Below are 13182 nucleotides of genomic sequence, written 5' to 3' on the forward strand. Positions count from 1 at the left end.
CATCAGCTCTCCTTTTTTATTCCATCAACTAACAGCAATTACGATTATTTGGCTAACTTGAAAATCACGTTCACACTATCAGAGATAACAATGTTATTCTCACTGTAGCTTTGGTTAACCGCTGCGGAGTCTTGCATCGCACTACCGACATAATTAGCCATTCGATACGGCATTGGACGAGAAGCCGTGTTGTAATCAATCTGCCATACACCTTCAACTTTATCACCAAAGCCTTTCGCTAAAGATGCAGCCACTTCTTTGGCATTGGTAATCGCAGCTTGGCGTGCTTCTTCTTGGTATTTCTTCTGATCTTTTACTTTCAACGTAATGTTGTTGATCTGATTAATACCATCACCTAATGCACCATCAAGGTAAGTATTAAGATTCTCTAATTTGTATACCGTTACAACCACATTACGGGTTGCTTTAAAGCCTGTGAACTCTGGTGCTTGATCTTTCGGATAACGGTACTGTGCAGAAAGAGAAATATTGGCACTATTAATATTTTTACGTTCAACACCCGCTTTGGTTAAACGCTCAATAAACTTAGTCACAGCCTGATCTGCAGCTTGCTTTGCACCTGAAGCTGTTGGTTGTGTCGCAACCACATCCACAGAGAATACTGCCATATCAGGCTTCACCACGACTTCACCGCGCCCTGTTGTTTCTAAATGAGGAAATGATAGATCAGCGGCAACAGCGCCTGTAGAGATAAGTGCACTGGTACTTAATAATATAGCTAATAGGTGTTTTTTCATTATCAATCCTCGCTAACAAAGAGTTATTTTTATTTATCGTAGTCATAAGATAAATAATCTATCAACTTTGACCCCAAAAAAATGAAATCTATCCCTTATTAGATTATTTATTTTGAACATCGTTCCTTTATGATTAATTAATGACTATTTCTATTTTCTGTAGATAAAAAAATGGAGCCAATTAGGCTCCATTTCTATTCGTTATGCTTTAAATAAATTAAGCATCAACTTTATTTAGGTGAACATCCATTTGTGGGAATGGGATTTCGATACCTTCTTTATCAAGCTCTTCTTTAATTGCTTGGTTAAGATCGAAGTATACCGCCCAGTAATCAGGCGTATTAACCCATGGACGTACCACAAAGTTCACTGAAGAGTCAGCAAGTGCAACAACACCAATTGTTGGCTCTGGATCTTTAAGAACACGCTCATCAGCAGTTACAACACGCTTAAGTACTTCTTTGGTTTTTTGAAGATCAGCGCTGTAAGAAACACCAATGACAAGATCAATACGACGTGTCGCATTACGAGAATAGTTTGTAATTGGGTTACCAATGATAGATGAGTTTGGTACGACTACTGTTTTGTTGTCAGGCGTACGTAGCTCAGTAGAGAAAATCTGGATAGATTCTACAGCACCAGACACACCGGCTACTTCTACGAAGTCGCCAGATTTGAATGGACGGAAAGCAACAATCAGAACACCTGCAGCAAAGTTCGATAGAGAGCCTTGAAGAGCAAGACCAACCGCAAGACCCGCGGCACCGATCACTGCTACCACTGAAGCAGTTTGAACGCCAATACGGCTTAGTGCAGCAATTAATACGATAACAAATAGTAGATAACGAACTAAGCCGTGAATAAATTCAACAACCGCGTTATCCATATCTTTTTTACGTAATACTTTAGCAACTGCGCCAGCAACGGCTTTTACGATCATATTGCCGACAAACAGGATTAGCAGTGCTGATACAAGATTTACTGCGTATTGGATCAAAAGATCCTGGTTATTACTCAGCCAGTTTCCAGCGTGTAACACACCATTAGTTAATGTGTTATCAGAAATTTTTTCGACAACCTTGTCTGTAACGCTCTCAGTCATTTGAAGTGCTCTCTCTTATGTTTACTTAAAATAAATCTATAGCGTAAGTCGTAGATAGCGTGATTATTCTAGGAGTTACGCCATTAGAACTGTCTTTCCGTTTGTCTATCTCATCGCGAAAAAACACACTACGGAATATTGATACCAATTATTCCTGTTTTTATTAGTAAATAGCTACTAAAAAAAATGATGTTTACATAAATTAACTTAAATATCACTAAACAACAATTTAAGTACAATCCATTATGAAATACAAAAAAAAAGCCCGCCAAAAGCGGGCTTTTCACTTTTTATATAGCTGAAGTTCGATTAAAGAACATCAACTGCGTTTAGATCAGCGAAAGCTTTTTCTAGACGCTCAACCATTGATACTTGACCTGCACGTAGCCATACGCGTGGATCGTAGTATTTCTTGTTAGGCGCTGATTCACCAGTTGGGTTACCGATTTGACCTTGTAGGTAATCGTGGTTTTCAGCTTCGTAGCGACGAATACCATCCCAACAAGCCCACTGTGTATCTGTATCGATGTTCATTTTGATAACACCGTAACCGATAGACTCTTGGATTTCAGCTTCAGAAGAACCTGAACCACCGTGGAATACGAAATCTAGAGAGTTAGTTGGAAGACCAAACTTCTCTGAAACGTATGCTTGAGAATCACGTAGGATAGTTGGAGTTAATACAACATTACCTGCTTGGTAAACACCGTGTACGTTACCGAAAGAAGCAGCGATAGTGAAACGTGGGCTAACAGCGCTTAGTTTCTCGTATGCATATGCAACGTCTTCTGGAGAAGTGTAAAGCTCAGATGCGTCCATGTGAGAGTTATCAACGCCGTCTTCTTCACCACCAGTACAACCTAGTTCGATTTCTAGTGTCATGTCCATCTTAGCCATACGCGCAAGGTACTTAGCTGAGATTTCGATGTTCTCTTCTAGCGACTCTTCAGAAAGGTCGATCATGTGAGAAGAGAATAGAGGCTTACCAGTTTGAGCGAAGAACTCTTCACCCGCGTCTAGTAGACCGTCGATCCAAGGAAGCAGTTTCTTAGCAGCGTGGTCAGTGTGAAGAATTACAGGAACACCGTAAGACTCAGCAACAGCGTGAACATATTTAGCACCAGCGATAGCGCCAAGGATTTGTGGACCTTGACCTTCTAGTTTAAGACCTTTACCGCCAAAGAATGCAGCACCGCCGTTAGAGAACTGAACGATAACTGGAGACTTAACTTTAGCTGCCGCTTCTAGTACAGCGTTAACAGAATCTGTACCGATACAGTTAACAGCTGGAAGTGCGAAGTTGTTTTCTTTAGCTACTGCGAATACTTTCTGAACGTCGTCGCCAGAAATAACACCAGGTTTTACAAAATCAAAGATCTTAGACATAACAATAGTCCTATTATTTACTTTGTTGTCTGTGGAAAAATTCTTGTGCAAACGTTTGCGATTGCTTGCTATTCTACTGAAAGTTGATAGCTATCACAAACATTTAAACGTGGAAGCAACACTCATATTTAGCGTAAATTCGGCTCCCACGCCCAAAATAATTATGCTTTAGCGCGAGACTCTAGCATTTCAACTGCTGGTAATTTCTTACCTTCAACGAACTCAAGGAACGCACCGCCACCTGTTGAGATGTAAGATACTTTATCTTTGATGCCGTACTTATCGATAGCCGCTAGTGTGTCACCACCACCCGCTACAGAGAAACCTGCAGACTCTGCGATTGCATTCGCAACAACTTCGGTACCTTTACCAAATTGCTCGATTTCGAATACGCCTACAGGGCCATTCCAAAGAATCGTTTTCGCATTCATGATGATGTCAGCAAGCGCTTGTGCTGAATCAGGACCTAGGTCAAGAACCATGTCGTCAGCTGCGATGTCTGATGCTGATTTAACTGTTGCTTCAGCGGTGTCAGAGAACTCTTTAGCACATACAACATCCGTTGCTACTGGGATGTCAGTGCTTGCCATTAGCGCTTTAGCCGTTGGGATTAGGTCAGCTTCGTATAGAGACTTACCTACATCGTTGCCTTCAGCCGCGATGAATGTGTTAGCAATACCACCACCAACAACAATTTGGTCAGCAATTTTAGATAGTGACTCAAGTACAGTTAGCTTAGTTGATACTTTTGAACCACCAACAATAGCAACCATTGGACGCGCTGGGTTGTCCATTGCTTTGCCTAATGCTTCTAGCTCGCCTGCTAGTAAAGGGCCAGCACATGCAACTGGTGCAAACATACCCACACCGTAAGTTGATGCTTGTGCACGGTGAGCGGTACCAAATGCATCCATCACGAATACGTCACAAAGTGCAGCGTATTGCTTAGATAGTTCGTCTTCGTTTTTCTTCTCGCCCTTGTTGAAACGTACGTTCTCAAGAACAACAAGCTCGCCTGCATTTAGCTCAAGACCATTTAGGTAATCTTTTGCTAATTTAACGTCACAATCTAGTGCGTCGTTTAAGTAGTTAACTACAGGCTGTAGAGAGAATTCTTCTGCGTATTCGCCTTCCGTTGGACGACCTAGGTGAGAAGTAACCATTACTTTAGCGCCTGCTTCTAGGCAACGCTTAATTGTAGGTAGAGATGCAATGATACGTGCATCTGAAGTTACTTTACCGTCTTTTACTGGCACATTTAGGTCAGCACGAATAAATACACGCTTACCAGCTAGATCCAGATCAGTCATCTTGATTACAGACATGTTTTGTCCTCTCAAACATTATTAAAAATAAAAGTTCATAAAATTGACAGCCTGTCGTCATTAATGTTCCAACGCCAAGCCCAGTAATTCTTACTATTTTACTTTTCAGCATCCGTATTTTCGGTTGCATGCATTGCTAACGCTGTATCCAACATACGATTAGCAAAGCCCCATTCATTGTCACACCACACCAACAATTTAATTAAATGCTGGTTGCTTACCCTAGTTTGGCTGCCATCAACGATTGCACTATGGGGATCGTGATTAAAGTCAATCGACACTAAAGGCGCTTCTGTGTAATCCACAATACCACTTAATGTACAACGAGACGTATTTTTTAATGATTGATTTACGTCATTAACTTTCACATTTGTTTTAACTGTGACACTCAAATCCATAGCAGTGACATTTATTGTGGGCACTCTCACAGAAATCGCTTCAAATTTGTCGGAAAACTTCGGAAATATACGACCAATTCCAAGGTGTAGCTTAGTATCAACAGGAATAATTGACTGACTTGCTGCGCGCGTTCGGCGTAAATCGGGATGATAAGCATCAATGACTTGTTGATCATTCATAGCGGAATGAATGGTCGTAATAGTGCCTGATTCAATACCAAACTGATCATCTAAGATTTTAATAATGGGGACAATACAGTTGGTCGTACATGAACCATTGGAAACAATGCGGTGCTGAGATGTTAATTGTTGATGATTAACACCATAGATAACGGTGCAATCAATATCTTTGCTAGCAGGATGAGAAAATAATACTTTTTTAGCGCCTGATGCGATATGCGCTAAACCGTCATCACGAGAACCAAACTTACCGGTACAATCTAAAACAATATCGACATCAAGATCATGCCAAGGCAATAATTTTAGATCAGGTTGGTGGAGGATACGAATTTGATCTTGGCGACCATTTTCATGGGCAATAAGAAGATGCTCCTGATCATGACTGACAGGATTTTTGAAACGCCCATGGCTAGAATCGTATTGAAGTAGATGAGCCATTGCTTCCAGCTCTGCTAATTCGTTAACAGCCACGACGTTAATCTGATGATGTTTGTCGCTTTCATACAATGCGCGAAGCACACTGCGACCAATGCGACCGAATCCATTTATTGCGACTTTTAGTGTCATATCCGTGCTACAAAAATACTAAGCTGCGTTAGTGTATACCAAGCTAGATACAGAATCACCATAATTGTGACATCTCTCACCAAGCAGACTTAATCTCTAATAGAACCAAATAGATAGTCTCACCACTCATCAATATTTTCGCGTATATCCTCTACTTTAACCTTAAAATATCACTGATTTATAGGCATAAAACAGCGAAAAATCACGTATTAAAAAGTCACTATTTGTTCATTCAGCGTCTTTTTCTACGCATTAATAAACGGCGTTTAAGATTAGGATTGGCATTAACAAACCTTCACTTTTTTACATATAGCTAATAGATAAATGAAAAAAAGTTCATATTAAGCAATTCCAAAGAGGTGGTTATGTCGAAAGTAAAAGTCATTATTGGCGCAGTATTTTTCACCGTCGTACTTTACTTTTTGTCTATTTATTGGTCATTTGAACCAGATACATTTAATCCAGACAGTTATGCGGCAGAGCAAGCCAAGCTCAATCAACAAACTTTAACGACTGGGTATGAGACCACCACAACGCTGATTCATATTTCAGAATTACTGATTAATAAGCAAGGTGGGTTCCTTACTAACGATAAATTACCACCCAGCTTATTAATGGATAACATGCCAGCATGGGAAACGGGGGTATTAACGCAAGTACGAGATATGGCACTGGTACTAAAAGATAATCTTAGCCGTCCTCAAAATGAAAGCCATGTCGATTCAGATTTAAAAGAAGCCCAACCCGCGCTCAATATCAATAGCCATAGCTGGAACTTTCCAAGTGCCGAGTCTGAATATCAAAATGCAATTGACGCCCTTACTCGATACCGTGACCGCCTTTCGGCATCTCGCCATCCAGCACAATTTTATTCACGGGATGATAATTTAGTGGCTTGGCTTGAAGTAGTACAAAAACGCTTAGGCACTATTTCACAAGACCTTGGCTCATCTGTGGGTGAGCCACAGTTAATAATGGATAGCAAAACAGAAGGTAAGGAAGTTTCACTCAATGCGCCGAAAACAAGCTGGTTCAAAATTGATAATGTTTTTTACGAATCACGAGGCTCTACTTGGGCCATATTGCTGCTAATGAAAGCAATGAAACATGATTTTGAACCACTGCTAGAAGAAGAAAAAGCAACGGTCATGATTAATCAGATAATTCGTGAGCTTGAAGCAACCCAAGAAACGATTTGGAGTCCAATGATTTTAAATGGTATGGGATTTGGTTTATTGCCTAACCACTCTTTGATCATGGCAAATTACGTGTCTCGCGCTCAAGCAGGTACCGTTGATCTCATCAATCTGCTAGAAAAAAGATAATAAATTCTTGTCATATTATAGATACCGCAATCTATAACTAAATCCACCAGCATACGAAGCGGACTTTATAGCCTATAAAATATTGCTTGTACTCAGGTATATAAAGTCTGTTTATCGTTATTTTTAATAAAAGAAACTTTATATAGTCAATTTGTGATTACATTTTTGAGTTAAAAAAGGCCACAGTGTAAACATTTAAGATAAATATAATTATTTATCAGTACGTTAGATGAAAACTATGTCTATCAACCACCACAATAGAGCTATTCAATTTTTTTATACAATAAGAAACCCTAGTTTTCATATTGTTGATTTTATCTGTTCTCGATGTATTATAGACGTCTAGACGGAAGTAGCTCTATACATACAAACGTACATATAGCTATATAACAGCGTTATAAACGCTACCGTGCGACTAAATTCAAAAGAAAGTGAGACTACCGATGGCAAAACATTTATTCACTTCTGAGTCGGTATCAGAAGGTCATCCAGATAAAATTGCAGATCAAATTTCAGATGCTGTATTGGATGCAATTATTGAACAAGATCCTAAAGCGCGTGTAGCTTGTGAAACTTACGTAAAAACCGGCATGGTAATGGTTGGTGGTGAGATCACCACATCTGCTTGGGTTGATATTGAAGAGCTAACACGTGAAACCGTACGTGAAATCGGTTATGTCCATTCAGATATGGGCTTTGATGCAAACTCTTGTGCAGTAATGAACACCATCGGTAAACAGTCTCCTGATATCAACCAAGGTGTTGATAAAACCGATCCAAAAGAACAAGGTGCTGGTGACCAAGGTATCATGTTTGGTTACGCAACCAATGAAACTGAAGTCTTCATGCCTGCGCCAATCACTTACTCTCACCGCTTAGTTCAGCGTCAAGCTGAAGTACGTAAGAACGGCACGCTTCCTTGGTTACGTCCTGATGCAAAATCTCAGGTAACGTTCGCTTACGATCAAGGTAAAATTGTTGGTATTGATGCGGTTGTTCTATCAACTCAGCACAGTGATTCAATTTCAACGTCTGATCTACGTGAAGCAGTAATGGAAGAAATCATCAAACCAGTACTGCCTGCGGAATGGTTAAATAAAGAGACAAAATTCTTTATCAACCCAACCGGTCGTTTCGTTATCGGTGGCCCAATGGGTGACTGTGGTTTGACTGGTCGTAAGATCATCGTCGATACCTACGGCGGTGCTGCACGTCACGGTGGTGGTGCTTTCTCTGGTAAAGATCCATCAAAAGTTGACCGCTCTGCAGCATATGCAGCACGTTATGTAGCAAAAAATATCGTCGCAGCTGGCATGGCAGATCGTTGTGAAATCCAACTTTCTTACGCTATTGGTATAGCCGATCCTACATCTATCATGGTGGAAACATTTGGTACTGAAAAAGTAGCACATGAGATCATCATTGAAGCTGTACGCCAGCACTTCGACCTACGCCCATATGGCCTACAAGAAATGCTAGATCTTCTACAACCAATCTATAAGAAGACTGCAGCTTACGGTCACTTTGGTCGTGAAGAGTTCCCTTGGGAAAAAACAGATAAAGTGGCTGCACTTCGCGATTTCGCAAACATTAAGTAATACACTTAATCGTGCACAAAAAAGGACGCTTAGGCGTCCTTTTTTATTACTTGCCGTTTATCTATGTGCAATAAAAACACCTTGCTTCCCTACTCTCGCCAGCGCGTTATCTTCGGTGTATAGTGCCGATCTCAATAACCAAGAACGAGTAACAATGAATTCACTGCAACAACAAGTTATCAAACGTGTCGAACACGCCATCAAAACCGCCAATCAACGCCTTAATAAACGTTTAAAAATGCCGACGGTGACTTTTACCCAACGAGGGAAAATTGCGGGAAGTGCACGCTTACAAAGCTGGGAAGTCCGTTTTAACCCAGTTTTACTCAATGAAAACGCAGACGCTTTTCTAAACGAAGTTGTTCCACACGAGGTGGCACATTTAATTGTGTTTAAACTGTTTGGCCGGGTAAAACCGCATGGTAGAGAGTGGCAATTGATCATGCGAGAAGTGTTTCAAGTAGCACCAAGAACAACACATCGCTTTGATGTCAGCTCAGTCTCAGGTGACACTTATCTCTATAAATGTAGCTGTAGCGAATATCCGTTAACTATTCGCCGGCACAACCGTATCTTACGTGGACAAGCCAACTACCATTGTCGCCGATGCCGTGAAGTTTTGGTGTATTCGCCTCAGTAGCGTACGATTCTGTATGAAAATAATCAAAAAGCACAGTTACAAATAATTGCGACACGCTTCTCAAAGAGAAAAATATCAGTAAGCTAGTGATACGATAAATAATTAATGAACTACATTCATGACACGTATCTCAAGCTGTTTTGCTATTGCCCTACTATTACCTGTTACCGCATTTGCGACCTCTTATAAGCCAAGCGAACTTGGCAACACGACTAATCCCTCTTTCAGCAAAGCAAAAAAAATCATGCAAACGGAAATTTATATTTCTCCTCAAGACATGAAAACCATTTACTGTGGTGCTGATTTCAACAATAAAAAATACGTGACATTACCCTCCGGTTTTTCTACTGAAGTGTATAAAAAACGCGTTAAACGCTGGGAAGCGGAGCATGTCGTTCCAGCCGAGAACTTTGGTCGTGCTTTTAGTGAATGGCGTGAAGGTGCTGCCGTTTGTGTTGATAGTAAAGGAAAAGCCTTTAAAGGCCGTAAATGTGCAGAAAAAGCCAATAACGAATACCGCTTAATGCAATCCGACCTTTATAATTTATACCCTGCCATTGGCGCCGTTAATGCTGCAAGGCAAAACTATAATTATGTAATGCTGCCTAAAACCAACAGCAAGAATTATCGTTCATTTGGTAGTTGCGACATGATCATTGATAAAAAGGATCATGATGCTCAACCGCCCGAGCGTGCTCGCGGGGTGATTGCTCGTACCTATATGTATTTTGAAGCCGTATATCCAAAATATAAAATGAGTCGTCAACAACGCCAATTAATGAATAGTTGGGATAAACAGTACCCTGTATCTAAGTGGGAATGTGAACGTGCAGCTAAGATTGAAAAGATCCAAGGCAATGTTAATCCAATCCTCGCGAGTCGATGCGCCTAAAACGTTTCAGCACCGTAACTTGTTATGTATGAGAGAGCATACATAACATTTTTATGGCTCTCTCTAACCATAACAAACATGTTGCGATAGAAATAACATGTTTTATTTAAGCCTGAATAATTGGCGAATTGCTCATCCATGTTAAGATTCGTCATTACTCTTTTTTTATTGCATAGATGACCGCATTATGAGAATTCCACGTATTTATCATCCAGAATCTTTACCTTCTCACGGCAAGGTAATGCTCAGTGACGATGCTGCTAACCATGTTGGTCGCGTTATGCGTATGCAAGTAGGCCAAGAGCTATTAATGTTTGACGGCAGTAATGCAGAGTTTCCCGCCGTTATCACCAACGCAAGTAAAAAAAGCGTTGAAGTAGAAATCCAATCTCGGGTTGAACACAGTATTGAATCCCCACTAGATATCCATTTAGGTCAGGTGATTTCACGTGGTGATAAAATGGAATTCACCATTCAAAAATCTGTCGAGTTAGGGGTGAATACCATTACACCGCTAATTTCAGAACGATGTGGCGTTAAATTAAATGCTGAACGTTTTGAAAAAAAACTCGAACAGTGGCAAAAAATCGCCATTGCAGCTTGTGAGCAATGTGGTCGTAATGTTGTCCCTACTATTCGCCCAGTGATGAAACTGGAACAATGGTGTGCTGAAGAATATGATGGTCTAAAGCTCAACTTACACCCTCGCGCTAATTATTCGATAAACACGCTTCCAACACCAGTCACTAATGTTCGTTTATTGATTGGCCCTGAAGGCGGTTTATCTGCTGATGAAATCAGCATGACAGAACAATATAAATTTGATGAAATTTTGCTGGGGCCTCGCGTACTTCGTACCGAAACCACCGCAATGACAGCCATCACCGCACTGCAAGTACGCTTCGGTGATTTAGGCTAAATTAGAGATTAGGAGAACACAATGATCAAACTGGGTATCGTGATGGACCCTATCGAGTCTATCAATATCAAGAAAGATTCTAGCTTTGCTATGATGTTAGAAGCTCAGCGTCGCGGCTGGGAAATTCATTACATGGAAATGAATGATCTATCTTTAGAGCAAGGTAAAGCGATTGCCCGTACGCGTGTCGTCACAGTACAACAAGATCCTGATCACTGGTTTGATTTTCACAGCGAGCAAGAAATTGAATTATCAGATCTTGATGCTGTACTAATGCGAAAAGATCCTCCTTTCGATACTGAATACATTTACGCGACTTACATCCTTGAGCGTGCCGAAGATAATGGCGCTCTGATTGTAAACAAGCCACAAAGCCTACGTGACTGTAATGAAAAGCTGTTTACGGCATGGTTCCCTGAGCTAACACCAACCACTATTGTTACTCGTCGCGCCGAGAAACTAAAAGCCTTCCACCAAGAGCACGGAGATGTGATCTTAAAGCCACTTGATGGTATGGGTGGTTCGTCAATTTTCCGTGTAATGAAAGGCGATCCTAACGTATCGGTTATCATTGAAACGCTAACTAATATGGGCCAAAACTACTGCATGGCACAAACCTTTGTTCCTGATATTAGTAATGGTGATAAGCGTATCTTAGTGGTTGATGGCGAGCCTATGCCTTACTGCCTAGCACGTATTCCTGCTAAAGGGGAAACTCGCGGTAACTTAGCTGCTGGCGGACGTGGTGAAGCGCGTCCAATCAGTGAAACTGATCGTAAGATCGCAGAAACCGTTGCGCCAGTTCTAAAAGAAAAAGGCCTCATTTTTGTTGGACTTGATGTGATTGGTGACAAGCTAACGGAAATTAATGTGACTAGCCCAACCTGTATCCGCGAGATTGAAGCGGCTTTTGATATCTCAATTACAGGTAAATTAATGGATGCTATCGAACGTCGAGTAAACGCGAAGTAATATCGCTTTACTGACAATCATCAACCATACTCAAATTAAGAATGCAGCGGCAATGTCGCTGCTTTTTTACCTATCAGTAACGAGTGAACGCTCGCTGATTTGTATCAAACTCTGGTGTTGTAGATGAATTTGACCAACCACTTTTTAGTGGCGATGCCCACTATGCAAGATCCTCAATTTAAGCAAAGTGTTATTTATCTTTGTGAGCATAATAATGAAGGCGCAATGGGGATCATTATTAACCAACCTATCGATATTTCTATTGCTGATATGTTGGAGCAAATAGAAGTTGAGAGAAAGCTACCTGTTGCCGATCCTATTAGCTTAGAATCACTGGTACTTAATGGTGGACCCGTTTCTGAAGATCGTGGTTTTGTACTTCACACCACGAAAGGTGAATATAGCTCAAGTTTACCTGTGAATAACGAATTAGCCGTGACCACCTCACTGGATATTTTATCTGAGCTGGGTACTGCACAAGCGCCAAACCAATTTCTGGTCGCGCTAGGTTATGCCGGATGGGATGCGGGGCAATTAGAGCAAGAACTGGTTGATAACAATTGGCTCACCATTGAAGCAGATGACACCATTATTTTTTCCACTCCTATCGACGAACGTTGGCATAAAGCAATTGAAAAACTTGGCTTTACACCAGCAAACCTTTCTTTAGACATAGGTCACGCATGAGTCAATCTCGCAGTGTATTAGGTTTTGATTACGGCACCAAAAGTATTGGTGTTGCTATTGGTCAAGAGCTGACAGGAACCGCTACTCCCCTTGCCGCTTTAAAAGCCAAAGATGGCATCCCCAATTGGGATGATATTGAAAAGATTTTAAAAGAATGGCTACCTGATTTAGTCGTTGTAGGATTACCTTTAGACCTTGAAGGTAAAGAGCTTGAAAGCATTACACCACGGGCGAAAAAATTTGCTAATCGCTTACATGGTCGTTTTGGTTGCCAAGTTGAACTACACGATGAACGTTTAAGTACTGTTGAAGCAAAAGCAGAACTGTTTGAGCGTGGTGGTTATCGCTCATTAAGTAAAGGTAATATCGACTCACAATCTGCTGTCGTTATTTTAGAAAGCTGGTTTGAACGTCAATACAGCGCTTAATATTA

13 protein-coding genes are annotated in these 13182 nt (G+C 40.9%); 8 read left to right on the forward strand and 5 right to left on the reverse strand.

Annotation, left to right across the window (positions count from 1 at the left end):
• Positions 1-44: 44 nt before the first annotated feature.
• The 5 genes from C9J46_RS06480 to epd all read right to left on the reverse strand — a co-directional run bounded on the left by C9J46_RS06480 (position 45) and on the right by epd (position 5716).
• On the reverse strand, positions 45-758 hold the full coding sequence (locus C9J46_RS06480; RefSeq protein WP_107206606.1) for an oxidative stress defense protein: 714 nt from the start codon (positions 756-758) through the stop codon (positions 45-47).
• A 217-nt stretch (positions 759-975) separates the two neighbouring features.
• Positions 976-1860 (reverse strand): small-conductance mechanosensitive channel MscS, encoded by an 885-nt coding sequence (gene mscS, locus C9J46_RS06485; RefSeq protein WP_107206605.1) that lies wholly within the window; start codon positions 1858-1860, stop codon positions 976-978.
• Positions 1861-2169: 309 nt separating this feature from the next.
• Positions 2170-3246, reverse strand: a complete 1077-nt coding sequence (gene fbaA / locus C9J46_RS06490) for a class II fructose-bisphosphate aldolase (protein ID WP_105060950.1) — start codon at positions 3244-3246, stop codon at positions 2170-2172.
• 161 nt (positions 3247-3407) lie between these two features.
• Positions 3408-4571, reverse strand: a complete 1164-nt coding sequence (locus C9J46_RS06495; protein ID WP_107206604.1) for a phosphoglycerate kinase — start codon at positions 4569-4571, stop codon at positions 3408-3410.
• Positions 4572-4669: 98 nt separating this feature from the next.
• The gene (gene epd, locus C9J46_RS06500) at positions 4670-5716 is read right to left on the reverse strand and encodes an erythrose-4-phosphate dehydrogenase (RefSeq protein ID WP_107206603.1); all 1047 of its coding nucleotides are present in this window, start codon (positions 5714-5716) and stop codon (positions 4670-4672) included.
• 365 nt (positions 5717-6081) lie between these two features.
• On the opposite strand from epd, the gene C9J46_RS06505 reads away from it, so the two are divergent.
• The 8 genes from C9J46_RS06505 (at position 6082) to ruvX (ending at position 13177) form a co-directional block, all read left to right on the forward strand.
• Positions 6082-7041: a DUF2333 family protein gene (locus tag C9J46_RS06505; RefSeq protein ID WP_107290679.1), complete on the forward strand. Its 960-nt coding sequence runs from the start codon at positions 6082-6084 to the stop codon at positions 7039-7041.
• A 443-nt stretch (positions 7042-7484) separates the two neighbouring features.
• The gene (gene metK / locus C9J46_RS06510) at positions 7485-8639 is read left to right on the forward strand and encodes a methionine adenosyltransferase (RefSeq protein ID WP_107206601.1); all 1155 of its coding nucleotides are present in this window, start codon (positions 7485-7487) and stop codon (positions 8637-8639) included.
• A gap of 154 nt (positions 8640-8793) precedes the next feature.
• Positions 8794-9279: a SprT family zinc-dependent metalloprotease gene (locus C9J46_RS06515; protein WP_107206600.1), complete on the forward strand. Its 486-nt coding sequence runs from the start codon at positions 8794-8796 to the stop codon at positions 9277-9279.
• Between the two features lie 118 nt (positions 9280-9397).
• Positions 9398-10171, forward strand: a complete 774-nt coding sequence (locus C9J46_RS06520; protein WP_107206599.1) for an endonuclease — start codon at positions 9398-9400, stop codon at positions 10169-10171.
• A gap of 187 nt (positions 10172-10358) precedes the next feature.
• Entirely contained in the window at positions 10359-11090 is a 732-nt protein-coding gene (gene rsmE, locus C9J46_RS06525) for a 16S rRNA (uracil(1498)-N(3))-methyltransferase (RefSeq protein WP_045084455.1), read from the forward strand.
• 21 nt (positions 11091-11111) lie between these two features.
• On the forward strand, positions 11112-12062 hold the full coding sequence (gene gshB / locus C9J46_RS06530) for a glutathione synthase (protein ID WP_045084456.1): 951 nt from the start codon (positions 11112-11114) through the stop codon (positions 12060-12062).
• A 123-nt stretch (positions 12063-12185) separates the two neighbouring features.
• Positions 12186-12749, forward strand: a complete 564-nt coding sequence (locus C9J46_RS06535) for a YqgE/AlgH family protein (RefSeq protein WP_107206597.1) — start codon at positions 12186-12188, stop codon at positions 12747-12749.
• Entirely contained in the window at positions 12746-13177 is a 432-nt protein-coding gene (gene ruvX, locus C9J46_RS06540) for a Holliday junction resolvase RuvX (protein WP_107206596.1), read from the forward strand. Before C9J46_RS06535 ends, ruvX begins: the two co-directional genes overlap by 4 nt.
• Positions 13178-13182 lie beyond the last annotated feature (5 nt).

Source organism: Photobacterium sp. GB-36, assembly GCF_003026135.1.
Lineage (GTDB): Bacteria > Pseudomonadota > Gammaproteobacteria > Enterobacterales > Vibrionaceae > Photobacterium.